Source organism: Paenibacillus sp. S25, from assembly GCF_019454085.1.
GTDB classification, from domain to species: domain Bacteria; phylum Bacillota; class Bacilli; order Paenibacillales; family Paenibacillaceae; genus Paenibacillus; species Paenibacillus polymyxa_B.
Genome location: NZ_CP073683.1, coordinates 3,751,625 through 3,776,417 on the forward strand (window position 1 = coordinate 3,751,625; position 24,793 = coordinate 3,776,417).

At 43.4% G+C, this 24,793-nt stretch carries 18 protein-coding genes and 1 pseudogene; 5 read left to right on the forward strand and 14 right to left on the reverse strand.

Annotated features, from left to right (window positions below; all coding sequences use genetic code 11):
* Positions 1 to 177 precede the first annotated feature (177 nt).
* Complete coding sequence (locus KAI37_RS16520) at positions 178 to 1,941, forward strand: methyl-accepting chemotaxis protein (RefSeq protein WP_076292951.1); 1,764 nt, start codon at positions 178 to 180, stop codon at positions 1,939 to 1,941.
* 97 nt (positions 1,942 to 2,038) lie between these two features.
* Here the strand turns inward: KAI37_RS16520 and KAI37_RS16525 are convergent, their stop codons facing one another.
* From KAI37_RS16525 to KAI37_RS16555, 7 genes are all read right to left on the reverse strand, one after another.
* Positions 2,039 to 3,088 (reverse strand): glycoside hydrolase family 53 protein, encoded by a 1,050-nt coding sequence (locus KAI37_RS16525; protein ID WP_071641623.1) that lies wholly within the window; start codon positions 3,086 to 3,088, stop codon positions 2,039 to 2,041.
* Between the two features lie 102 nt (positions 3,089 to 3,190).
* Positions 3,191 to 5,278: a beta-galactosidase gene (locus tag KAI37_RS16530; protein ID WP_275955736.1), complete on the reverse strand. Its 2,088-nt coding sequence runs from the start codon at positions 5,276 to 5,278 to the stop codon at positions 3,191 to 3,193.
* Between the two features lie 28 nt (positions 5,279 to 5,306).
* Entirely contained in the window at positions 5,307 to 6,185 is an 879-nt protein-coding gene (locus tag KAI37_RS16535) for a carbohydrate ABC transporter permease (RefSeq protein WP_023989359.1), read from the reverse strand.
* Between the two features lie 27 nt (positions 6,186 to 6,212).
* Complete coding sequence (locus tag KAI37_RS16540) at positions 6,213 to 7,103, reverse strand: ABC transporter permease (protein WP_025718416.1); 891 nt, start codon at positions 7,101 to 7,103, stop codon at positions 6,213 to 6,215.
* Positions 7,104 to 7,347: 244 nt separating this feature from the next.
* On the reverse strand, positions 7,348 to 9,030 hold the full coding sequence (locus KAI37_RS16545) for a type 2 periplasmic-binding domain-containing protein (RefSeq protein WP_220029840.1): 1,683 nt from the start codon (positions 9,028 to 9,030) through the stop codon (positions 7,348 to 7,350).
* A 120-nt stretch (positions 9,031 to 9,150) separates the two neighbouring features.
* Positions 9,151 to 10,776: a response regulator transcription factor gene (locus tag KAI37_RS16550; RefSeq protein ID WP_220029841.1), complete on the reverse strand. Its 1,626-nt coding sequence runs from the start codon at positions 10,774 to 10,776 to the stop codon at positions 9,151 to 9,153.
* On the reverse strand, positions 10,751 to 12,571 hold the full coding sequence (locus KAI37_RS16555; RefSeq protein ID WP_220029842.1) for a sensor histidine kinase: 1,821 nt from the start codon (positions 12,569 to 12,571) through the stop codon (positions 10,751 to 10,753). Before KAI37_RS16555 ends, KAI37_RS16550 begins: the two co-directional genes overlap by 26 nt.
* A gap of 114 nt (positions 12,572 to 12,685) precedes the next feature.
* Between KAI37_RS16555 and KAI37_RS16560 the strand changes: the two genes are divergently transcribed.
* Positions 12,686 to 12,838 (forward strand): hypothetical protein, encoded by a 153-nt coding sequence (locus KAI37_RS16560; protein ID WP_023989363.1) that lies wholly within the window; start codon positions 12,686 to 12,688, stop codon positions 12,836 to 12,838.
* A gap of 5 nt (positions 12,839 to 12,843) precedes the next feature.
* Here the strand turns inward: KAI37_RS16560 and KAI37_RS16565 are convergent, their stop codons facing one another.
* Positions 12,844 to 13,281 (reverse strand): NucA/NucB deoxyribonuclease domain-containing protein, encoded by a 438-nt coding sequence (locus tag KAI37_RS16565; protein ID WP_076292946.1) that lies wholly within the window; start codon positions 13,279 to 13,281, stop codon positions 12,844 to 12,846.
* Between the two features lie 140 nt (positions 13,282 to 13,421).
* Here KAI37_RS16565 and KAI37_RS16570 point away from each other — a divergent pair, with 140 nt between their 5' ends.
* Entirely contained in the window at positions 13,422 to 13,616 is a 195-nt protein-coding gene (locus KAI37_RS16570) for a hypothetical protein (RefSeq protein WP_013310963.1), read from the forward strand.
* A gap of 387 nt (positions 13,617 to 14,003) precedes the next feature.
* Complete coding sequence (locus KAI37_RS16575) at positions 14,004 to 14,306, forward strand: hypothetical protein (protein ID WP_013310964.1); 303 nt, start codon at positions 14,004 to 14,006, stop codon at positions 14,304 to 14,306.
* 69 nt (positions 14,307 to 14,375) lie between these two features.
* On the opposite strand, the gene KAI37_RS16580 is transcribed toward KAI37_RS16575, so the two are convergent.
* The 5 genes and pseudogenes from KAI37_RS16580 to KAI37_RS16600 all read right to left on the reverse strand — a co-directional run bounded on the left by KAI37_RS16580 (position 14,376) and on the right by KAI37_RS16600 (position 20,594).
* Positions 14,376 to 16,262 carry an Ig-like domain-containing protein gene (locus tag KAI37_RS16580; protein ID WP_220029843.1) on the reverse strand — a complete coding sequence of 629 codons (1,887 nt, stop codon included), beginning with the start codon at positions 16,260 to 16,262 and terminating at the stop codon, positions 14,376 to 14,378.
* Between the two features lie 120 nt (positions 16,263 to 16,382).
* Positions 16,383 to 16,805 (reverse strand): YolD-like family protein, encoded by a 423-nt coding sequence (locus tag KAI37_RS16585; RefSeq protein WP_076292945.1) that lies wholly within the window; start codon positions 16,803 to 16,805, stop codon positions 16,383 to 16,385.
* A gap of 16 nt (positions 16,806 to 16,821) precedes the next feature.
* The gene (locus tag KAI37_RS16590; RefSeq protein ID WP_071641636.1) at positions 16,822 to 17,490 is read right to left on the reverse strand and encodes a uracil-DNA glycosylase; all 669 of its coding nucleotides are present in this window, start codon (positions 17,488 to 17,490) and stop codon (positions 16,822 to 16,824) included.
* Positions 17,491 to 17,749: 259 nt separating this feature from the next.
* On the reverse strand, positions 17,750 to 18,412 hold the full coding sequence (locus tag KAI37_RS16595) for an S-layer homology domain-containing protein (RefSeq protein ID WP_220029844.1): 663 nt from the start codon (positions 18,410 to 18,412) through the stop codon (positions 17,750 to 17,752).
* 120 nt (positions 18,413 to 18,532) lie between these two features.
* Positions 18,533 to 20,594, reverse strand: a pseudogene (locus KAI37_RS16600) (glycosyl hydrolase 115 family protein).
* Between the two features lie 254 nt (positions 20,595 to 20,848).
* Between KAI37_RS16600 and KAI37_RS16605 the strand changes: the two are divergent.
* Positions 20,849 to 22,792, forward strand: a complete 1,944-nt coding sequence (locus KAI37_RS16605; RefSeq protein WP_220029845.1) for a serine hydrolase domain-containing protein — start codon at positions 20,849 to 20,851, stop codon at positions 22,790 to 22,792.
* 185 nt (positions 22,793 to 22,977) lie between these two features.
* Here KAI37_RS16605 and aspS read toward each other — a convergent pair whose 3' ends face one another.
* Positions 22,978 to 24,747, reverse strand: coding sequence for an aspartate--tRNA ligase (aspS, locus tag KAI37_RS16610; RefSeq protein ID WP_220029846.1), 1,770 nt, complete (start codon positions 24,745 to 24,747; stop codon positions 22,978 to 22,980).
* Positions 24,748 to 24,793 lie beyond the last annotated feature (46 nt).

Here is a 24,793-nt window from a genome sequence, read left to right on the forward strand (position 1 = left end):
GTTTTGCCGACAAGCGGCGGTCCCATCGTTTCATTCACTAGGGGGCCGCCGTTCTTTTTGAATAACCTTCTTCTCTCCCTTTTAATAAATACCTAACATTTAGAAAGCAAATTGTCGAAATATATATGGGGTAGGTTGTATATGAAACTAAATTGCTAATTCAAAGGAGAAGAAAACGTGAAAAACTTGAAGTGGAGAACTATGTCCTTTTTTGGTAAAAATCTATTAATCTCTTTTCTTAACATCGTATTAATAGGTGCTATTCTCATCACATCCAGCTATATACTTCAAAAGAACATCCTCACCACGCAGCTGCAAGACCAAGTTAAAGTATTGACTAAAAAATGGGCAGAAGATGTTGACAAAACAAAAGTACAACAAGCATTAAGCGAAAAAGATTATAACGGTTCTGCTCAACAGGATTTACGCAAATTCCTAGATTCTATCCACACCTTTTATCCTAATGTTGCCCAAGCTTACATATTTGGCACAGAACTAACAGAAGGAAATCAAACTTCCATTATTGGCGTTCCCACAAATTTAGTCCAAGCTTTCCAAAACGCGAAGTTGGATATTGGGGATATGTACACTCTTCCTGACGAAAACGCACAAGCTGTAAATGAAATGCTTCAATCCAATAATTCATCATTGAGCAGCTTTTACTCGGACGAATATGGTACATGGACTACCATTGTTTACCCAATTACAGATGAAAGCGGTAAAATCACAAGTGCGATATACTTTGACGTAGACGCGAGCTCTGTACCTACCGGACTTCATAAATTGCTTGTATATGGTGTGTCATTGCTCATTCTGTTCCTTGCAATCTTCTTAACGATCCAATATTTATTGGTAAAACGGACCCTATCCCCGATTCGTAGCTTGATGAAGGGAATTGAGGAAGTCAGCGAGGGTAATCTGAATGTAAAAATCAAGACAGGCGAGGACGACCTTGGCATTATCAATCAAAAATTCAATTCTATGATCAAACGCCTTAACGATACAATGGTGAAAGTACAGGATACGACACAAGAAGTTACGGGATCCGCCCAAGAATTGTTAAGCATTAGCGAGAAAAACAGTACGAATACGAACGTCATTAACAGCAATATTCAAGAAATAACCCAGGGACTTGAAGCTCAGGATCACGCAGCACTTGAAAGCTCCAGATCTATGAATGAAATGTCGACAGTTATCCAAACGATTGCCGAAAGCTCCTCTTCCGTAGCCGATCAAGCTTATTCTATGGAAAAACGCTCCGTTGAAGGCAATCAGGTAGCCCAAAAGCTTTCCGCTCAAATGGACTCCATCTCCACTACAATGGAAAGTACAGCTGATTCCGTTAATGCGCTGCAGAACCGTTCTAACGAAATCAGTAATATCGTCAGTATCATTACAGGCATTGCCAGTCAAACGAATCTGCTTGCACTGAACGCTTCTATCGAAGCTGCCAGAGTCGGTGAAGAGGGCAAAGGTTTTGCAGTCGTAGCGGGAGAAGTGCGTAATTTGGCTGAGCAGTCTCAAGAGTCTGCTAAACAAATTGCAGAGCTCATTGAAGAAATCCAAAGAGAAATTGAGCAGACTGTAAAAGGCATCAGCCTTGGTACAAAAGAAGTTCACATTGGGCTGGAAGTCACGAAGCAGACAGGCGAAATGTTTTCTGAAATTTTAGATGCGTCTAATAAAGTGTCGTCACAAATTCAGGAAGTATCCAGCGCAACAGAGCAGATCTCGGCCAGCACACAGGAAATGTCAGCTACCTCTGAAGAGCTGTCTTCGACAGTTAGCAAAACAGTCGGCAGCAGCAAACAAATCGAGCATACCATTGGAGAACAGGCTGAGTCTATGGCTTCTATTGTCCAAGCTTCTGACAAGCTTACATTGATGTCCGGGGAGCTGGAAGAGCTCATTTCGTTCTTCAAGGTGAACCGGGAAGCCTAATCCTATAGCCTTCAAGTAACTCTAGATAACAATAAAGAACCTCTAGTCTGCATAGAATGCGAACTAGAGGTTCTTTGATATGTTCTTACATACTTCTTTAGTTTAGAAATCCTTCCAAAGCTGAGGTTGGCTTACCGTCAGCCTGCCAAGCACCTTTGTTATAACCTTGATTGTAACCTGGAGTTGCAGCCGGCTCCCAATAAAATACCCCTGTGCCTTTGCCTCCGATGTTCCGAACCTTCGTTTTGATTGCAGAAATAAATGCCTTGGAAGCTGCTGGTTCATTATATTCCATCCCGATTTCACTGATGACAATGCCTTTGCCGTATTTTGCAATGAGGTTATTGGCATTGGTAATCGTCTGATCCACCTTGCCCTGCCAGTCAGAAGGAGACGGATACAGAGACAGCCCGATGAGATCAAACTGAGCTCCATTATCAATCAGCCCGCCGATATTCCAGTTCAACACGGAACCGTTATCCCCGTTGGCTAAATGTACTATCGTTTTAGTACTGCTGCTTACCGATTTTACAGCATTATTACCTGTATTAACGAGCCAGGCATAGTTTTTCATGTTCACCGAAGCTTTGCCGTCTTCCCAGAGCATTCCGTTGTTCGTCTCATTACCGATCTGCACCCAGTCCGGTGTTACCCCCTTGCTTTTCATCGTGTTCATAACATAGACCGTATGAGACCAGACTGCATCCATGAGTTGTGTAAAAGTGAAATTGCGCCACGCATAAGGTTTGTTCTGTTGCCCTGGATCTGCCCAGGAATCACTATAATGTAGAGTCAGCATCACGCTCATACCCAATTTTTTAGCTCGCTGCGCCAGTTCTGCTGCCTTTTCGGCATTCATGTATCCGCTTGCATAATCTTTCATGTCAGGGTTTACCCACACACGGATACGTACCGAGTTGATCTGATAGTCATCTCGCAAAATTTGCAGTATATCTCGACGAACACCCTTTTTATCCTTCCAAGTCATACCTTGCGCTTCCATTCCTGCTACCCAGCTTATATCTGCTCCTTTGGCGAAAGCAGGGGCGGCCGAAGCCGCACCCAACCCTACAGAGCCGAACGGATACAATAAGCTGGACAGCAAGATCAACATCGCAAATACCATCGTGCGGTTACCTGTTTTCATAAGTCATCTCCCATCCGAATTGTATACTGCTCATTGCCTCTGACCAATCTACCAGTTCCCTCACTCGGGAAAACGACAGAGACCACACTTTAATATCATGTTCTATTTATTGCGCTCTGTCTTTAAAACCTTAACAGTGTAGGCATCCAATTGAACGCTACCATCTTCTATCGCATGATTTTCAAGCATATCCGCATAAGTTCGTCCATCCAACGTAATCTTTTGCGACTCATGCGTGAAATTCAGTATAAAAATATAATCATGAACCCCATCGGTACGAATCGCCGTATTCACTCCATGAGGCAACTTCACATTGAGCGCTTTACTGATTCCTGCATCATCAATTAAACTTCTGTAAAAATGACTGTGAAACAGTCCGGTGTTGCGTGATGCGATGTAATAAGCCTTTCCCTCTCCCAAACGGTTCACCGTCAAAGCCGGGCGTCCTGCATAAAAGTCTGAGCCGTACACAGCCAGTACCTCTGCACCCTCCGTATGAATGAGATCACACAATTCTACAGCTTCATACTCCCCTTGCAGATCCAGCTCATTGCCTTCAACCGGCAAAATGTGATTACGGTCATGATCATGCAACCCGTCAATCTCTTCCGACCAGATCCCCAGCGTCTTACGAAGCGGCCCCGGAAAGCCTCCAAGGAAGCACAAATCATGTTCATCTACGATACCAGACCAATAGGTTGCTACGAAAACGCCACCGTTTTCAACAAACTTCTGTATACGCTCCCCCACACCGCTGCGGACCATATACAACATCGGAGCTACCAAAAGTTTGTATTTGGAGAAATCTGCATCCATATGAATGACATCTACAGGTACACCCTGCTCCCAAAGTGCCAAATAATGCGCTTCAGCTGTCTCTTCATATTTCACACCTTTGTTGCGTGGTCCCTGTGAATCGTTGATTCCCCAACGGTTCTCCCAGTCAAAAATGACTGCGGCCTCCGCCGGTACCGATGTACCGATAACCTCCTCCAGTTTTTCCAGCGCATTGCCGACCTCTGTCACATCTCCAAATACACGGGTGTGCTCATGTCCGACATGATCGACAACCGCACCATGCAGCTTTTCACTCGAACCGCGGCTTTTCCGCCACTGAAAATATTGAACGGTGTCTGACCCGTGTGCCACAGCCTGTAAAGACGATAGCAGATGCATTCCTGGTCGCTTCAGCTTGCTTACGTCTTGCCAGTTCGTCAAACTCGGTGTACTCTCCATGAGCATCCAAGGCTTGCCTCCCTTGATTGAACGAATAATATCGTGCATCATGGCCACTTTAGCAGCCTGACGGCTATCATCTCCCTCACGGTCATGCCACGTTGGGTAACTATCCCAGGATATAACATCGAGCAGATCAGCAAACTTCCAGTAATTCAACCCTTCAAAAAACTCCATTAAATTGGTTGTGACCGGAATTGCTGGATTTGTAGCCTTGAGCGGCACAATCTCATGTTTGATAAAATCTGCCGTCTGATCGGTCACAAACCGTCTCCAGTCCAAATTCAGGGCATGGACCTGTGTTTCACCGTGAGGTGCCGGGGACTCAACTTGACTCCAATCCGTAATCGTATGACTCCAAAAGGTCGTCCACCATGCGTGATTAAGCTTGTCCAGCGTACCGTATTTATCCTCGACCCAAGCACGAAATGCCTCCTGACAATAATCACAGTGGCAATCTCCACCAAATTCATTGGAAATATGCCAGCCAATCACAGCAGGATGGTTAGCATAACGCTCGGCTAGCTTCGTGTTCATGATACGTACTTTTTCCCGGTAAACAGGCGATGTAGCACAGTGATTATGGCGAAACCCATGCAGGTTACGGACACGGTTAGCCTCCACACGCAGCACCTCAGGATATTTTTGTGACATCCAGGCTGGTCTTGCTCCACTAGGAGTGGCCAAAAATGCATAGATTCCGTTCTCAGCAAACGAATCCAGAATACGATCCAGCCAATCAAACGTAAATACACCTTCCTCAGGCTCCAATGAAACCCATGAGAAAATGCCGACAGACATCACGTTGCATTTGGCTAGTTTCATTAGACGGATATCCTCCGCTAACACCTCAGGATAATGCTGCCATTGCTCCGGGTTATAGTCCGCTCCATGCAGCATACGTGGAACTCGCTCACTAATGGGAGGGTACTTGATTATGTTTTGCTTCGTCACTACAAATCATCTCCTTCTATTAATTCTGTTACTCTTTGACGGAACCTAACGTCATACCTTTAACAAAATACTTTTGTAAAAATGGATATACAATGAGAATAGGCGCTGCACCAATGAAAATTTGCGCAGCATTAACGGTCGTTTGAGAAAGTAATTCCATCTCTTTGGGACTCATGCTCATGGAACTCATGTCCTTCTGAATAATTACAGTTTGCAGGAACGTCGCCAGCGGATAGTCCTTTGCATTGCTCAAATAGAGCAGACCGTCAAACCAGGAGTTCCAATGAAATACCATACTAAACAGCGCAATCGTGGCAATGGAAGGCAGGGATATCGGTAAAAAGATACTAAACAATGTCCGAAAATGTCCTGCTCCGTCGATCAATGCGGCCTCTTCCATCTCTTTAGGAATTCCTCTAAAAAAGTTCAACATAAGGATGACCAGAAATGTGTTGACCGCTCCTGGCAAAACAAGTACCCAGAAGCTGTCCATAAGATGGATCTTTTGAATAACCATATAGAATGGAACCAGACCACCGTTAAAAATCATGCTGAATACGAACAACCATGAATATACGTTTCTGCTACGGAACACAGATGTTTCCTTTGAAAGTGGATAAGCAGCTAAAAAGGTAATAAGCAATGTCAAGCCGGTTCCCAATACAGTCCGACAGACAGAAATCCAGATGGAGTGCAGAAAAATCGGGTTATTCATCGTCTTCTTATAGGCTTCTAATGAAAATTGCACCGGCCACAGTCCAACCAGATTGGCATCTGCTGCTGATTTAGCACTAAATGATACCGCCAACACATGAATCAGCGGAACGATACACATGATGGACAAAATCACAAGCAAGCAAATGTTGAACACATTGAAGATGCGATATGGCGTTGTTTTATGATACATGACTCTCCCTCTTTCAGCCTCGTGGAATCAAAATATGCGATAACCTGCCCATTTGTAAGCAAGTCGATAAGATATCAGAATGAGAATCATACTAATAACGGATTTGAACAAGCCGATTGCGGTGGCAAAGCCCATTTCCCCATTGATTAACGCTGTCCGGTAGACGAATGTATCAATAATATCGCCTTTTTGGTAAACCAGCGGATTATAAAGGTTGAAAATCTGGTCAAAACCAGCATTCAGTACATTGCCAAGTGCAAGTGTTCCAACAACAACTACCATCGGAATTAACGAAGGTACAGTGATGTGCAGCGTCTGTCTCCAGCGGCTCGCTCCATCCATTTCAGAAGCCTCATACAACGAAGGATTAATACCCGCCAGTGCAGCAAGAAATACGATGGTGTTGTATCCGAACTCCTTCCATATATCCGATACAATGACAGTAAACCTAAACCAGTTATTTTCTCCCAGAAAAAAGATAGGCTGAATCCCGAAACTACCGAGAATACGATTCATAAATCCATCTGTAGCCAACAGGTCAATCAGAATTCCGCCCAAGATGACCCACGAAAGAAAGTGTGGCAGATAAACCAGTGTCTGAATGGATCGCTGAAGGCCGACCTTGCGAATTTCATTCAGCAGTATAGCAAAAACAAACGGAACCACCAGATTGAAAAACATCTTTAACACAGCAATAATTAGTGTATTCCAGACGACTTGAAGACTGTCCTCCCGTTGAAACAAAAAGCGGAAGTTATCCAGTCCAACCCACTCGGAACCAGTTATGCCTAGCCAAGGTTTGTAATTTTGAAAGGCCATCACGATGCCGCCCATCGGAATGTAGCTGAATACAATTAAGAAAATGATGGCTGGCAGCAGCATAATATGAAATGGCCACGTACGTTGCAGACTTCTCATTGCAGTTCCTCCTGTAACTCTCATGGTATACTTCAATTATAAAAGCGTTTTCGCTGTCCCAACAGTTCAAAAAACCAACATACATGGCACAAAAGCAATCATTTTTTAAGCACGCCAAACGAATGAAACTTTTTTTCACACACATCATAATAGCGCATTCATTTCCACTCAATCCTGATAAAGCTGTAGTAAAAAGGCTGTCCACCTTGGGACAGCCCTCCTAATCTATTACAACATCATGATTTTACTTTTCGACGCTTTTATACCATTCGTTTACTTCATTTGTAATTTGTTCGCCACCAGCTGTTTTCCACGTCTGTACAAAGGTATCAAAAGTAGAGATCGGCTGCTTGCCATAAATAATTTCATTGAAGGTCTGACTTTCAATCTTATCCAGATAGTCCTTTTTAGCCTTCATGGTTGGCGTAGTAGGGCCTGTGAACTGATCTTTCATGGAGATATCCTTCTGTTCCATAAGCACTTTGGCAGCTGCAGGAGTATCTTTCCCGTAATTCACCATTACATCTTTCTCCAGACGGGTTTTGGGTTCTGCGCCGTTAGCCAAACTTAACAAAGCCTTCATTTGGGCATCAGGTATACGCGCACCATCACGAACTAGCAAATAACGAAAAGAGTTTACATAACCGCCTGGTATTTTGTCGATAGACATTAGCTTTCCGCCCGCATCCAAATCATAATCGTAGCCCTTAAACAGCCCATTCGACAAATCACCGTCCGGTTTAGCATTAGCATAATGGTCAAACAAATAATTTTGATAAGTGAAAAAAGCTTCAGGATGCTGCATTTGTTTGTTGATTAGTACAACACCATTGGTGTATTGCGTTCCGTGACGCATGGCTTTGTTGTCAGGACCCGCTGGAATCTTGATCGGCTTCCATACGGCACCCGGCGCATTTTTGACTGTATCCTTAAGCGGCCAGCCGCTCATCCAATATGGCCCAGGAATCATACCGGCTATGCCTGCGATTGTAGGTTCTGACGTTTTATTTTCATCCCACAATGCTGCTTCCTGAGGGATGTATCCCTTTTTGAGCCACTCGCTCAGCTTTTGCAAACCCGGCTTCATGCCAGGCTGCACGGAGCCATATTCCAAACTGCCATTCGTGCCTTTGTTCCATTGCTGAGGTAGAGTGCCATATGCCCCGAAAATCCAGGACGGGTCACCCATCCAAGTGTTCATGGATGTTTTGAAACCGATGCTGAGCGGAATCACTTTGTTCGGAGCCAGTCCGTCCGGATTTTTATTTTTAAAGGCATCCATCACTTTTTCCAGATCATCCATCGTCTCTGGAGCCTTCATACCCAGCTTATCCAACCAATCTTGTCGTACCCACAATACATAATCATGGTTATAGGCAAAATCAAGCACAGGAATACCCATTTTTTTGCCATCTCGGCTATACTGATTCCATACGTTCGTATCTTGATTCATCGCCTGCTTCCAGGTATCCGAAGCGTACTTGTCAAACAACGGACCAGCCTCTGCAAACATACCAGAATCGATCATGTCCTGTGCCAGTTGCTCATTCTCCGTCCCCAATACAACGACGTCCGGCATCTCCTGACCGGAGGACATAGCCAATCGCAGCTTCGTAGCAAATGCGCCATTCGTATCTGTGACGGACCAGAGTGATTTGATATTAATACCGAATTTCTCTTTAGCCCATTTTGTCGCAATGTTATTTTCGATAGATTCACCATTTTTAAATTTTAAGGCGGGATCTACACCCCATACCGTGGAAATTGTGACTTCTGGATTGTATTTTTCTTTGTATACGTTTTCAGTTTTAGCTGTGCTATCCGCATTCCCATCATTTCCCGCACCTGAGCAGCCCACAAGGCCAACTCCTAATACCATAGTTGCGGCGAGCAACGACAACAACTTTTTTTTCGAATGAACTCGCATATTGTTCCCCCTCTAAAAATCATTTTCTACTCTTTTATTATAAGAGGGCTTTTCTTCGCAGCCTATGTCACAAAATAAATATTTCTGCACCTTTCCCAACTGATCTTTACTCATCTCATTTTACTGGTCCCGAAATTCATGCGGAGTCATTCCGTAATGCTTTTTGAACATCTTACTGAAATATTGGGGATTCTGATAGCCCAGTTCCGTCGTAATTTCGTATATTTTTTTGTTGGAATATTTAAGCAAATAAAGAGCCCGCTCCATTCTCATTCGGATAATATAGTCACCCAGACCTTCTCCGGTTTCAGCTTTATAAATTTTAGACAGATAGACTGGATGAAGATAAACCTGATCAGCAATCGTCTTAACAGACAGCTCCTGACCTTTATCCTGGGAGATGAGCTCCTGAACCTGCTTGACCACATAGCTTTTAGCGCTTTGCTCGCTTGCGGACCATTCAGATTTAAGTTTGTTCATCATGGAAAGTATCCACTCTTTGAGGTGGAGAAACGAATGAACCATTTTCTGCGCATGTAACGGATCGAAGCCTACTTGATCCATCTGTGTAATAAAACGTCCTTGTTTGTGCGCTGTATACATAAAGGCGCTCGTCACCGAAATAAACAGCTCATATAAATGCTCGCGTGTATATCCCACCTCTTCCATTTTTCCAAATACACGGTTCACTTTCGCTTCGGCCTCTTCCCATTGCCTGGACTCTAGCAGATGAGTAAGCGTAGGATGCATATAAAGCCCCTCCAGTGACTTAACTGAGCTGTGTGGCTGTTCTGTCTGTTCTTCTATGAATAGCAGTGTATCCGTCTCCTCCTGATGGTTCCAGTATAAGGATCTAATCGCTGTCTGATATAGCTTAGGCAGCTCCTCTGGAAAATTAAACCATTCGGTTAATGCAACGTAAATTTCCCCTTTCAAGTAATTGCTCACATTTTTTCGAAAATTCTCAATCGCCGCACTCAGAAAACGATTCTGCTCATCCACACTCCGTTCAGGAAATGAATTCCAATTCCCTTCTATTAATACAATTAAGCAGTCATGCGGCGCTTTGCAATGCCATACGTGAAAATCAGGTGCGAATACTTCTTCGGCAATATTTCCAATCGCATATTCAATTAAGGAGACTGAATGATAGTCCATATCAGAAAAATGCTTCCCTAGCTGAATAAGCAGCATACTGGCAGGATGTCCCGTGCGTAGCTTGATTTCGTACTCGGACATTTTGCTCTCTATTTTTGGTACTGGCAAATCACGCCCGAGTAGCAAATCATGCATCAAATGGGTCCGCAGTACACCAAAATCGTTTCTGCGGCTATATTGTAATTGATGAACCTTGTCAAATGCTTCCCATTCTTCCTTTAGCGAATCCATGGCGGCTGACACACATTTGATAAATTCTTCATCATCCACCGGCTTTAAAATGTAATCAAAAGCCTTAAGCTGGAGCGCTTTTTTAGCATATTCAAAATCGGCATAGCCTGTCAGTAACAAACTTCGGATGTGTGGCCATCGTTCGTTTACCTCAACAATCAACTCCAGTCCCGTCATGCCAGGCATACGAATATCCGTAACCAGAATATCAATATCGTACGCTTCCAGCACATCCACCGCTGCTAATGCGGAAGCCGCTTGATGAACCCTCTCGATGCCTAGCGTCTCCCACGGAATGGTAGCTGCCAGACTTTCTGTTACATAACTCTCATCATCTACTAGTAATATCTGAACCATCTGGACCCTCCGTTTTAACTATATTCGAATTTGGCGAAGGCTCAATTAAACCATTCGCATGCTCTGCCTCTGTTGAGATCGACCATTTTAAAACTGCACGCAATCCTCCCAATGGAGACAAAGAGAATTCCAGCCCTGCATCCTCCCCAAAATGTAATCGCATGCGTTGATGCACATTCCACAAACCGTATCCATGATCCTCTTCCACAGGCTTGTCAAGCGTTGACGTCAGGGCAGTTATAGCCTCTCTATTCAAACCGAGTCCGTTATCATCCACAATCAGGTACATATACGAGCCAACACGCTCGGTTAAAATATGAATTATACCATCCTCCGCTTGAGGCTCTATCCCGTGCAGCACCGCATTTTCCACCAGTGGCTGCACTACAAGCGGCGGAATCAGTAGATTGCTGGCTTGTGAAGAAACATGAATTAAGAACGTTAGCCTCGGCATACGCATCTGCTGTATGTTCAAATAATATTGAACAAACTCGACTTCTTCTGACAATGGAACCAAATCCCGCTCCTGTCTTGTCGTATACCGATAATACCTGGATAAATTATGAGCCATGGCAACAACCGCCTCATGATTGCGCAGCTTTGCCATACTTGTAATAAACGAAAAACAATTATAAAAAAAATGCGGATTGATTTGTGACTGGAGCTGCTTTAGTCGCGCTTCCTTGACATGTAGCTGCTCAACATACACCTTCTCAAACAGCTCCTGAATCTGTTCGACCATCAGATTAAATTGACTAGACAGGAAAGCAAATTCGTGACTCCCCCTTAGACTTAATCGAACAGCATAGTCTCCATCCTTTAGTCTCCGAAATGCCCGCACAAGCTGAAGAATCGGCACTTGTACCTGTGAATGAAGCAAGTAAGCGCCAATCAAGCCTACCAGCAGCGAGCCAACAACCGTTATATAAAACAGTCGATTCGATGAGTAAATCGGAGACATCATATCGGACAAAGGCATGTAATCAATCAAATACCAACCAGTCGTTTGCGAAAGAACGGCATGAACCAGGTAGCTTTCTTCTCCAATTTTCACGGTCAGATTATCAACTTCATGGAGTCCCATTTTTTCCAATTTAGAAATCAGCTTTCCAGACAGCTCTTCATTTGCAGTACGATTAAAGATCACTCCTACGCCTTTTTTATAATAAAAAGGCTCCTTTCGACCATCACCTTTGAAGCGGTCAAGCATGTCCTGAATATTACTGCTGTCAAATTCAACCTTAATAATCGTGTTAGCGGTTTCTGGATTACCAAGTGAAGAAAACGGGGATAATGTATACAATGAAAATATAAATTGGTCTTTCCCGTATGATCTTTTTTTGGATACCTGCCAGCCGTCTTTTATCAGCTGATTTAGTTTTTTCTGGTCATATAAACCTGCTCCATTCTCCGATACAACCCGTCCAAGCGAAGGAGAATAGATACTCAGCCCGGTTCTCCAATTAGAAGAGCTTTCCTGAAGCCCGAGCTTGGTTTGAATCCGTTTGACAAGGTTAATTCCATCCAGATTGAGAACCTTGTCCTTCAAAAAAATCGCTTGAAAACTGGCTACATCGGGATCATGAATCAGCAGATGCGGCCAGGAGGAAATCATTTCAATATTCGTATTCACCTGGTTTTGAAAAAAAGTCAGCTGATTATAATTAGATTGATTCAGCTCCTCACGTAATACACCTGTCGTTGTCTGATTAGAATAGACATACAGGATCAGCATAGGTATAAGCAATACGATAACGATGGAGACGATTTTAGTATAAAAATTAAATTTAAACATGAGTTCTACACATCCTCTGCACATAAAACAGGCATACTTAAATGGTATGCCAGAGCCCTGACCTTCGTTGCCGTCAGTACATACTATACATTATCAATGGTTGGCGGTGATAATATGTTTGATGCTAAGCAAATGGAATGGTTTAACCAACTATCCGCTGAAGACTTGGCCATTTTAGGTGCCGGCTTCAATACACTAGGTGATTTTTTTGATTTTCTGGCGTTGATTAAGGCCAGACAGGAAACAGCCCAAGGTAATAAAAAGTAATAGCACTATTTCACAACAAATTTCACACGAGTTCCATCCTCATACTCATCCAATTGGTGACTGACCCATGATCCTGCCCCACGATTATCCTTAGGAGCTATGTATTTGATATTTGCACCTTTGCCACCTTCTAAGCACATAGCCATCGGCCATTCGTCACGATCGTATCCTTTACGAGTGGGAACACCTGCAAGCGAATGCTTGCGATTTTGCTCGGCTCCTTCACGGTCAATTGTGCATACCGGAGATTTTCCCGCCTGAATAGCTTCCTTTATATGCTGCGCCGTTTCAGGGTAACGACCTGACGGGAATTGCAGCGTAACCTGAGCCGATGAAGGCGGGTTCTCTCCTGTCATTTTCGTAAGAAGATTGCCTCCTTCAAACCAATACGCGCCCAAAGCTAGCAGCACTAAAGCTATAAAACTTAGCAATTTTTTCTTCAATTTTCCTCTTCCCTTCAAGCTATTCCAGTAGATGCCTTCAATTAAGGTAATCCCCGGATTTTATTTTTTGTAACCCCTTACTGACTATAAAAAAAGGTTGAATATTCGACGACAAATAGTATAGAGAGGAGGTTGTACGAATGAACGATGAGATCAAACTGGCCGTGAGCCAAATGCAAGCCGTTGTAATCCGGTTACTGAATGGAAGTACCGTAATTGGCTGGCCTAAGCTCCTATCTGACCAAGAAACTCAGCAATTCAAGCTCTATGATGACGAACACGTATATACGATTTCCGTTAATGACGTGGATACAGTCGCAAGAGTTATTGTATAAGATACAGGAAGCGACTTAATGAGACATCCAGCGGACAAGCCCAAACAAGGCACACCACAGGAGAAGACTGATCAGAATCCCCCAAAATAAACCTTTAAAAAGCTTCATACCATACTGACAACCTTTCCGACTGGGCTTTTTCCCCATTATAACATGTCAGAAAGACAGCTGTCGCAGCTTGCTCTTATATCATCTTCGTACCATATATATTAATTTTTAAAATCACGACACAAAGAAAAAAATGAAATAATTCCGAAAATTAGGCCTGATCACCAGTGAAAATGCAATCATGACATAATAAAAGTCACATTTTAATCAAAATTTAATGAAAGTTTTCCGAAAATGATGTATAATTATTGACATAACAAAACGCACGAGGTGATCATCATGGCATTATTAAACAGAGTTCATGAATTAAAATTGCAACTGCCTAACGAGCATCATAGCATTTCCCAATACGTGGAGCATGCATTGCATTCGATTGACAGTTTTGTGGAGCAACATCGTCAATTTATAGCCGCTCAGGCTCTATACGGTGAAAAAATCAATGGTACGGAAGAAAGACTGTTCCGAGACACAATTTCTGAGATTAAAGCCCAACTGGTAGCTACTTTGGAAAAGACAGTTGAAGACTTCGCACACAAAGGCGATAAGCACTGGAAAAATCATTATCAGGACGGCGTAGAATAAGCTGAAAATAACCCCCGGTCTTTGGACCGGGGGTTATTTTGTATAAGTGGATGTGGCAATATGCGTAGACTATTTTAACACTCTGGCCGATGTCGCTATAGTCTTACCACCATAGACTACTTTGATACTGGAACTTCCGGTATCAATCGCCTTCACCTGACCGCCAGTAACCTGTACGATCGACGGTTTGGAAGATGTCCATACCGCTGAGCTTGTCACATTAGTAGTAGCGCCTGAATCATAAACTGCATTCACACTAAGCACTTGAGAGGAGCCTTTAGGCAGCTTCAGGTTTTTATTGCTCAATACCAGTTTGAGCAGCTTAGGTGTGACCTTGATCTCAACGTTAAACGACTTATCCTGATATGTGCCCGTAATCGTTGCTGTTCCAATTCCAACGGCTTTAATGGAAGAGCCTTTTACGATCGCTACGGAAGCATTCGATGATGTCCATTTCACTTTACTGCTCAGCGTAGCTTTTTTACCATCCGTATATATGCCGATGACTTTGATGGACTTACTTCCTTTCAAATTCATATCAGCACTCGAAAAGCTTGGTGTCAATGTAGACATGGCTCCTTCCACAATGACAGGTACTTTCACATATTTGTTCATATACATAGCCTTGATTCCAGAGTTACCGCCACTCACCGCTTTTACTTTACCATTTGCTACTGTTACTGCGGCTGTTGTACCTACCCAGCTTACCTGACTGGTAACATCCAGGATTCCGCCACCAGCCATGTGTGCTTTTACTGTCGGAATACTTGCTTCTTGGCCTGCAACCAATACATATTTTTTCTCAGAAGCTGTCAGCTTGAGCACTTTGTATTGCACAGTCACTGGAATATCCAGTTTGAGCGCACCTACCGTTGCTGTCAATGTTGCACTGCCTGGGTTCACTGCAATCAGCTTATCATTTGCTATTTTAACTGCACTTTCACTGCTTAAGCTCCATTTTACATCGGATTGAACTGCTTTTTTTGCTCCATTGACCAAATAAGCAGATATACTCGGAAGAGAAGTTTTGCCTCCTGTTTCGAGAGTCAGACTGGCTTTGCTTGAAACCAGTTTTTCAACCGTTGGAAGTACATTAATCTTCAGAGTCTTGCTCAAACCGTGATAGGACGCTGTAATCGTCGAATTGCCTGCATCCATCGGTGTGATTTTACCTTGCTCGACTGTGGCAACCAACGGATTGGAGGAAGTCCATTCTGCCGTGTTGGTCACATCTGTCTTGCCACCAGTCAGGTTGACATCGGTTGCACTAACCTGAATTGGGGAGCTACCCAGAAAGACCGATTTGGACCCAGTTGCATTCAATACTAATGCCTGAGAAGAAGAACGCACATACACAATCGTTTGTGCTTTGAGTTCATCTTTGCTTGCTTTAATGTAAGTCACGCCTTTGGCAAGTGGACGAACCAGACCATCTTCAACGGTAGCAACAGCCGCATTCGAAGAAGTCCATTCGACACCGGATACATTTTCCGTCCCACCTCCAGTAAGTACACCTTGAGCAGTTAGTTGCTTTGATTCTCCACCAATCGTCAAATTAATGGGACTAGACGGATTTAATTGCAGCTTGCTGTAAGGCGATTTTACTGTAATCGTTGTACTTACCGTTTGCTGTTCATATGTGGCAACAATCTTAATTTGCCCTTTTGACACAGGAGTAATAAGTCCCTTATCTACCTTTAAAATGCTTGAATCCCCAGAGATCCATTCTGCCTTTTGTGTAACATCTTCTTTGCCCTTTTCTGTCAATGACCACACTTTTAATTGAGCGGGGCTTCCACCCAGATTCAATGTAGTCGGATTTTGACTGTCCCACTGTACCGTGGAGGTCGTGCTCTCCTCAGCCCGGATCAAACCCGCTGGCCATGCTGCAAATACAAACATCAGCAAAGCAAGTAAGAAGGTACTCCGTTTGCTCATACGTTTCATACGCTCCATTCGTTTCTCTCCCTTAGTTTCATCTCTATAAAATAGGATATAATTAACAATCCCATTACTTTTATCGGTTAGTAGCTAACTAAATTGAACCCTTCATCAAAAAAAGGTGAATAATTACAGTTAAAGTTCTCCACGCAGTGACCTTACCACAAACAGATGCTCTTCTTTAGATAAGGCTTGTCCATCTTCAAGAATTACATCGTGTGCCGAGTGACTAACCAGCTTTACATTATAAGCGATCAGATGATCCTCTCTCCAAATCGTCACCGCCGACTGAAAATGAATGGCATTATCAAACTGTAACGGAACGCTCATTACATAACCGATAGCGTTCAGCTTCGCCGGATGGCGGCTTCTACGCTCACGCCCCGGAGGAAGCATGGTAATATGCGTAATATTTTCAAAAGGAATAGCCAGCATTTTCGGGCCTAAAATAACACACTTTCGTATATCATCCCATTTTTCAAGCGTGCCGCGCACCTTCTGGGTATGACCGTTGTTGCCGTGATATAAAATGACCTGACGTCCCTTCCACTGACGCATGTCCTCACCTCCAGTGCTAGCGGTTAGGAATCTCCCACCGAATCGGCTCCATTCCATGCTCCTGCAAAAATGCATTGGTACGCGAAAAAGGCTTGCTGCCAAAAAAGCCTCTGTGAGCCGCCAATGGACTCGGATGAACGGATTTCAGCACCAAATGCTTGCTGGTATTCACGAAGCTTGCTTTTTTCTGAGCATGGCTCCCCCACAAAATAAACACTGCTGGCTGCTCGCGCTCATTAATCGCTTCAATGACAGCATCCGTGAAACGTTCCCAACCTATTCCCTGGTGAGATTGCGGTTGTCCTTCACGCACGGTTAACACGTTGTTTAGCAGCAGCACACCTTGCTCAGCCCAAGGCACGAGGTATCCCTGATTCGGAATGGGAGTGCCGATATCATCGCGAAGCTCCTTGTATATATTTAGTAAAGATGGCGGTGTTCGCACACCAGGTCTAACAGAAAAGCTCAAACCGTGAGCTTGTCCCTCTCCATGATATGGATCCTGTCCCAATATAACCGCTTTGGTCAGATGAAATGGCGTTAATTTAAGTGCGGAAAACAGGTCTTCCTTTGGAGGATATACCTTATGTAACTTGTACTCTCGGGCTAACGTATACCTTAATTCATTAAAGTATGGCTTTTCGACCTCTTCTCGTAGTACATCATCCCAGTCATTCTCAAACATACCCCTGTCTCCTCTCAATATGTAGATCTGTGAAAACGGTAAGCTTTTTGATCCAAAAAAATAAGCTGAACTCCTCATCCGGAGCCAGCTTATTTATTCGTTACCTGTGTTATATGCCGAAGGACCAGGAAAATATCCTTACGGTAATCAGCTACCGCAGGTCTAAATTCGATTTCCTTATTATAACATTAACGATAATGATGTCAAGTAACTGAAAGCTTAATTCCCTCAGAAGAAAAGCTCTTTATTGCTGTATTTATTACGATTTTGTATGAGCATTCAGGTATTCCAATGCATTATATAACATAACAGCAGCTTCGGCACGTGTAATCTCGCTTTTTGGATGAAACTTTTCACTTACATCCAAGGTATTGACCTTGTAGACTAGCGAGCGTTGAATGCTACCTTGGTAAGAAGGCTCCAGTTCGCTGTCATCCGCAATATTCGCAGGTGCGATTTTAATCATCGGAAGAGCGCCTGCTTTTTCCATGCCCTGAATCAGCATGTGGGTGAACTCTTCCTTAGTCAGGGTTTTTGAAGGAACGATATCTTTTGGAATCTCTACGCCATTATAATGCGCGTTGATAAAGGCTTCGGCATACCATGCAGTATCCTTAACATGGGTAAACAGTCCGCTGGCCTGTGGCGCCTTATTAAAATCAATAGCGGCCAAACTAAGCTGGAGTCCGCCGGAGATCAACTGAATGCCCTGGGCAGTGGTCACTTTAGATGACGGGAGAAACTGCGTGTCAGAGGCACCTTTGAGCAGACCTTGATCTTTAAGGGATATAATTTTTTCTTTGCCGCTTACATTGTCCAAATCCTTGAATTGACGGTCTGCCGCAGACATTTGACCTCCAACGGAGAAGGACAAAATGGCTACAGTTGTAATGGCTGCAAATGCACTTTTTCTCATACTCATGTTAAGTTCCACCTTGTAGTTGAATTAGGCCGCTTGGCCATTAACAACTTCATTGACGTAGTATAAGCTGGAAAGGTTGCAGGCAGACGCTGTTGATTCTGATGCTACATATCTTCCTTTTTAATATAATACCTTCTCCAGACAGCGTGCCAACTCATCATCAGGAAGGGGCTTGCGATGCGTATTCTCTAGGTAGATATATTTCTCTGTTTCTGGCATTAAATATTGTTTGGACCACAGGAACATATCTGGACTGTCACCCTGAAGACGAAGAAATCCCCGCACAGTGTCCGCATGAGAAATAGTGTTATCTAGATTGGTTAACCAATCTGCCCGGTAGAAATGCTCCCATCTTCCAGTTCCTGCGAGCGAGAGCGCTTCTTTACCCATCCGGTAGCTCCAAACGGCATGAGAAGCTTGTATAAAAGCCCGTGGATAATCTTTTTCAAGGAACAGCCCATAAGCGCTACATAAGCTTGCCAGTCCACGTGAACCACTCAGATGCAGTTCAATCTGCACAAGCAGTTGATTATACAGCCTTTGACATTCATCTTCAGACAACTGCTTCATGATTCGTAGACACCGCTCTCGCAGTTCAACCCAGCCCGGGATTGCCGACTCGGCTTTTTCCTTGAACCAGCGTACCTGTTCAGGAAAAGGCCTTTCTCCAGTAGCCCAGTACAGCCGTTCATCACTGCCTTCTTTGCCTTGTAGCCAATACCCCATAATTTGCCGAGCCGGATGGTGATAGAATTCCTCCCCTGCTCGATCATCCTTATGCGGGCCATACACGATAGTGCAGCGGGAATAATCCCGGTATAATTGGGAAATCTCTTGAAGCTGACTACTGTACAGCCGCCCGATAAAATCAATAAGCTGCTCTTCGGCATCCACGTTACCCTTCGTCCATAAATTTGCTACTAAATCCAGCGTATATAGATGTGGCAAAATATTTCCTGAATTGACCAGCAGGTACTCGTCCGCCCCTGTAGTAAACGCTGCTGTCAATTCCTCTACAATCAAGCTGGCTGAGGAGGGAAATTGGGTAAGATGGTTCGACGCTTGCAAGTCGTGGAAGGTCACATGGTAATATACTCCATTCCCCCCCCCCATCCTGCGCCTCAGGCAATGCTGGTACACGATAATTAAGATTCCCATGGCGCCGAGATACCATTTTACCGTAACCATTGTCCGCCCATATTTTAATCACCCCTTCGGGTACCTCAATATGCCCCTGCTTGTATAACTCAGCAATCTCACCATACATCGCCATACAGCACACGGGATGCTCCACAAATTTAGAGATCATATGGTACTGCTTGCGAACCACATATGAGATTAATTGTCCGCGTTTGTCCGGCGTATTAAAGGAAGGATCATCTTCCCAAAAAGGCTTGTCACCCTGCCCGCGAAAAGACAGTACCCATACAATTTTCTCTTTCTTCTGCCGTTCAATCGCTTCCTGCCAAAGCTGTTCAAACAACTCGGGATGCTCTCTGTAACTAGCTTGTTTACCCGGAAAGGCGCGCAAAAACATCTCCGCCCCCAACGGTTCAGCATGATGATGTGTAATCCATAAGCCCATGTCTGCTGCAAGCCTATGATGGATACCTGTGCGTGGTAAATCGGTTCCGGGAATCACCATATTTCCACCGCAGCGCAGTAACGCTTCAAAAACGGGCTGCCACACCTGCTCCGTCGGTGGATAATCATCCTTCCAGCCAATCAAGCATACCTCATCATTGACAAACCATCCCCGATATCGGACCTTGGACGGTATACTGTCAACATTCTGACTCGGCAAAACGATGGTATCCCGCTTAGGCGGGATAAGCTCCGCCCAGAACCAGAACGGCTCCACACCCAGAGCGAATCGGCTGTAATGAAGCAGTCCATAAATAATTCCTAATTCATCACGGCCAATAATATGGAGTACCGTTCCCTTGCTACCAGCAACAAAACGCAGACAATAGCCCTCTGGCCAATGCGGACAGCTATCTCCTTCCTGCGCATAACGGATAATGATCGAGGGCTCTACTTCTGTTTGCAATGGCTCGCGGCCAAACACTCGCTTATGATCTCGCGCAATCATGTTCCAAGCGTGGGCAATTGGCACACTTTCATCGGTTTGAAGATTGTATCCGCTTTCAGATGAAATAGTTAGAGGTTCACAGGCTTTCATTTATTGTCATCTCCTATTTTTTTCAACTATGAGGATTCTTCTTGTCTTTATTTTATAGGTTGGCAACATACATATAAAGCTGTTCCAACGTAAATATAGCTTTTTTTGGTAAATTACTTGAGAGTTGAAGCTTAATTCGAGAAAGAAAAAAGTAAGGAACAGGAGAGAAATAAGAAAGACTTGATTGCTACACTAAAAATGTTCCAAAAAACAGACTGCCCTTAAAGATTCAAGCGCAGCAAAGGAGACTTGATATGAAATTGAAAAAACGATTTGCCTCTTTGTTCCTGTTGGCATTGATGGCATTTATCCCGGTCCAGGCGTATGCTTCTGGGTCCGTTCCAACCACTCCCTCTGGAATTCCAATTTCCGAAATCGAAAACAGAACAGATCAAATTATGAAGAAATATATAGGAACAGCGATTCCTGGTGCTGCCGTTTCCATAGTAAAGGACGGGAAAATTGTTTTTTCAAAAGGTTACGGATACTCAAACATTGAGAAACAAACACCCATGAGTACGGAAACAACCTATATGGAGGCTGGTTCCGTATCGAAATTGTTCACCTGGACGGCAGTAATGCAACTGGTTGAGCAAGGAAAGCTGGATTTGAATACGGACATCCGCACATACTTGCCTGACGGCTTTCTCAAGCCTTCTTTTGATAAGCCTATTACCCTGAAATCACTGATGAGCCACACGGCAGGTTTTGAGGAGCGCCTGGAAAAACTTTTGGTTCATGATCCTGCTGATCTTAGGCCTCTCAAGGAGCATATCGCACCCGGAAATCAGCCTGAACAGATTTATGAGCCTGGAACAGTGATTGCTTATTCCAACTATGGGACCAACCTGGCCGGTTATATTATAGAACGTGTATCCGGAATGCCTTTTGAAACCTATATTCAGAAACATATATTTGAGCCTCTAGACATGAAACATTCTTACTTTACACAACGGTACGATCTTATCCCAGAGGTTATCGAACATAAAGCAACAGGCTACTCCAAGAAGGATGGAGACTGGGTTGCAAAGCCGAATGTTTTCTTTAATGATGTGCCGGCTGGTGCGTTAAACATTACTTCGGAGGACATGGCTCATTTTATGCTTGCTCATCTGAACATGGACCATTCCTTAAAATATTCGCTGTTCAATAAGAATGAAACCCTGCGAGAAATGCATGAGGCTTCATATACCCACTATCCTGAGCTTCCGGGGAATGCCCATGGCTTTTGGGAACGGTTCGCGGGGGATTACCGTGTTATCGAGCACGGTGGAAATACAGATTCATTCTCCTCTCTGGTCTCTATCGTGCCGGATCAAAACTTTGGGATCAGCATCCTGACCAATGTGGAAAATGAAATGTCCGGGGCGAGAAGCGAACTCATTGACCTGTTTGTCGGGGGTTCCCACGCTACTCCGCAAGCGGACAGTACGTTGAAACATAGCGCGGATGTGGCGGGGAAATACCGTTCTGCTCGCGCAGTATCATCTGGTATATTGAAGCTTATCCCCGTATTATCCAATGCAGAAGAAGTGGTCACAGCCAACGGCAATGGCGGAATCACTCTGAGTATTCCATCCATGAATATTCATGTTGATTATGTAGAAACCAAACCCTATTTTTTTGAACGCGTGACTCCCGGGAGCACTCCTTATGATTACGCAGGCTTAAACATCAGTCGTCTTTTTTTCTTAACCAATGCCGATGGCAAAGTGACGCAGTTGTCATATGGAGTCATCGATGACCAATTGCCGATATCCTTCCTACAAACATCCATTTTCAGTTATATTCTGGTCGGAGGATGCGGTATTGGGTTTGCGTTTGGGTCTATTTTCGGTATTATTGGATGGCTGCGGAAGCTCAAGGACGCAAGAAAGCAAAAGAGTACTTCGCGGTTTCCCTTGCCTGACAGTGTAACCGTAATACCATTGCTGGGTCTGCTTGTGATCGTCAATCTCATTGCTTCCAGCATCCAATTGATAGGCGACCCCTTTCAGCCTATGTCCAATTTCAATTTGAATATTATCTTTTTCTGGGTACTTGGGCTTGCCTTTGTACCGGCTGCCTATCTTGCTGTGAGAAGATGCAATGTTACCAAAACTCCATTGTTAAGAAAGGTATACAACGCAACGCTGATTCTTTCGTTTCTAGCTATTTCGATTTTCCTGTATTCCTATAATTTCTACTTTTTGGCATAGATCTACTCGATAAGCCTGCCATACCATCCAGTATACCGATGAAAATTGTCATCGTGAACAAACCCAATCTGAGCTAAATAAAAAAACTCTCCTCTGCATCTAGCAGGGAGAGTTTTTAACACACTCAATGAGATTCAAATACGTGCCGAATTCAGCCTTTGCTTTCAGTATGTGATTGAATCTGTTTATTCTGTTTCTGGCTGAGTATTTACCAATTTTATATGAACATCACTCAATTGTTTCTCAGTAACCTCCGAAGGTGCTCCCATTAATAGATCCTGCGCTTTGCTATTCATTGGAAAAGCAATAACCTCTCGGATATTCGATTCATTTGCAATGATCATAACAATCCTATCAATTCCAGGTGCTATACCTGCATGAGGCGGCGGCCCAAATTGAAAAGCATTAAAGAGTGCAGGAAATTTACTCTTGATATCTCCATATGTATAACCTGCAATCTCAAAGGCCTTTACCATAATCTCCGTATCATGGTTACGGACAGCACCCGAGGACAGTTCAATCCCATTACATACAATATCATATTGGTACGCAAGGATATCAAGAGGATTCATATTCAGCAGCGCATCCATACCACCTTGTGGCATTGAAAAAGGATTATGGCTAAACCCAATTTTATGAGTATCAGGATCCAATTCAAACATAGGAAAATCAACTATCCAGCAAAATTTATATATATCCTTTTCCAGCAAATCCAGTCTTTTTCCTAATTGATTTCTGACAGCACCGGCTATTTTTTCGACATTTTTAAGTTGGTCAGCAGCAAAAAACAGTGCATATCCTGAACTAGCTTGCGTAACATGTATTAATTCGTTTTTCACCTCTTCAGAGATGAATTTTGCAATAGAGCCACTAAGAGACATATCATCATTGAACTTAATCCATGAGAGGCCTTTCGCTCCAGCCTCAACAGCAAAGTTTACTATATCATCATAAAAGCTTCTTGGCTGTGTTCCACAATCAGGAACAGCAATAACTCTTATCGTTTTATTTTTAAATACTTTAAAATCAGTCTCTGTAAACAGCTCTGTCACATCATGGATAATTAATGGATTTCTTAAATCAGGTTTATCGCTCCCGTATTTGAGCATGGCTTCTTGATATGGAATCCTGCTAAAAGGCTTTGAAATTTTAAAATTTGTAAATTCAGAGAAAACTTCATATAACATATTTTCAACTACATTAAAGACATCTTCCTGTGTTGCAAAAGCCATTTCCAAATCCAGCTGATAAAACTCGCCGGGTGATCTGTCTGCTCTTGCATCCTCATCTCTAAAGCAAGGAGCAATTTGAAAATATTTATCAAAGCCCGAAACCATTAACAATTGTTTAAATTGTTGAGGTGCTTGAGGCAAAGCATAAAATTGGCCTGGATGCACTCTACTAGGAACTAAATAGTCTCTGGCGCCTTCTGGAGATGAACTTGTCAGGATAGGTGTCTGGATCTCTAAAAAATTCAAATCGATCATCTTTCTTCTGATACTTTGAATTACTTTAGAACGAAGTATAATATTATTGTGTATTTTTTCATTTCGTAGATCCAAGAAACGATACTTTAATCTTAAATCCTCCCGAGCTTCATTTGCTAAAGATACTTCAAAAGGTAATGGATTCACTACCTTCCCTAAAACTTTTATCTCATTAGCAGCTAACTCAATATGCCCGGTTTTCATAGTGGGACTAACCGTATTTTCAGATCTGTTACATACAGTACCTGTAACAGAAATAGTTGACTCTCTGGTGATCTTTGATACAAAATCTTTCAATTCGTTATTATCAGAAACAACAATCTGCGTTACTCCATAATGATCCCTAAGGTCAATAAAAATAACCCCGCCATGGTCACGCATATTTTTTATCCATCCTGCAATTCTCACTACTTCACCGACATGTTTTTGATCCAATTCTCCACAGTTATGAGTCCTATAACTATGCATGAAAAACCCCACTTTCTTTTATCCCTATCATCTTTAATGATTACTA

Coding starts and splice junctions, on each gene's coding strand:
- KAI37_RS16525 (WP_071641623.1), bottom strand. CDS start 3,088: ATGAAAACAGGTAACCGCACGATGGTATTTGCGATGTTGATCTTGCTG.
- KAI37_RS16535 (WP_023989359.1), bottom strand. CDS start 6,185: ATGTATCATAAAACAACGCCATATCGCATCTTCAATGTGTTCAACATT.
- KAI37_RS16540 (WP_025718416.1), bottom strand. CDS start 7,103: ATGAGAAGTCTGCAACGTACGTGGCCATTTCATATTATGCTGCTGCCA.
- KAI37_RS16545 (WP_220029840.1), bottom strand. CDS start 9,030: ATGCGAGTTCATTCGAAAAAAAAGTTGTTGTCGTTGCTCGCCGCAACT.
- KAI37_RS16550 (WP_220029841.1), bottom strand. CDS start 10,776: ATGGTTCAGATATTACTAGTAGATGATGAGAGTTATGTAACAGAAAGT.
- KAI37_RS16555 (WP_220029842.1), bottom strand. CDS start 12,571: ATGTTTAAATTTAATTTTTATACTAAAATCGTCTCCATCGTTATCGTA.
- KAI37_RS16560 (WP_023989363.1), top strand. CDS start 12,686: ATGTTTGATGCTAAGCAAATGGAATGGTTTAACCAACTATCCGCTGAA.
- KAI37_RS16570 (WP_013310963.1), top strand. CDS start 13,422: ATGAACGATGAGATCAAACTGGCCGTGAGCCAAATGCAAGCCGTTGTA.
- KAI37_RS16575 (WP_013310964.1), top strand. CDS start 14,004: ATGGCATTATTAAACAGAGTTCATGAATTAAAATTGCAACTGCCTAAC.
- KAI37_RS16580 (WP_220029843.1), bottom strand. CDS start 16,262: ATGGAGCGTATGAAACGTATGAGCAAACGGAGTACCTTCTTACTTGCT.
- KAI37_RS16585 (WP_076292945.1), bottom strand. CDS start 16,805: ATGCGTCAGTGGAAGGGACGTCAGGTCATTTTATATCACGGCAACAAC.
- KAI37_RS16590 (WP_071641636.1), bottom strand. CDS start 17,490: ATGTTTGAGAATGACTGGGATGATGTACTACGAGAAGAGGTCGAAAAG.
- KAI37_RS16595 (WP_220029844.1), bottom strand. CDS start 18,412: ATGAGTATGAGAAAAAGTGCATTTGCAGCCATTACAACTGTAGCCATT.
- KAI37_RS16605 (WP_220029845.1), top strand. CDS start 20,849: ATGAAATTGAAAAAACGATTTGCCTCTTTGTTCCTGTTGGCATTGATG.
- aspS (WP_220029846.1), bottom strand. CDS start 24,747: ATGCATAGTTATAGGACTCATAACTGTGGAGAATTGGATCAAAAACAT.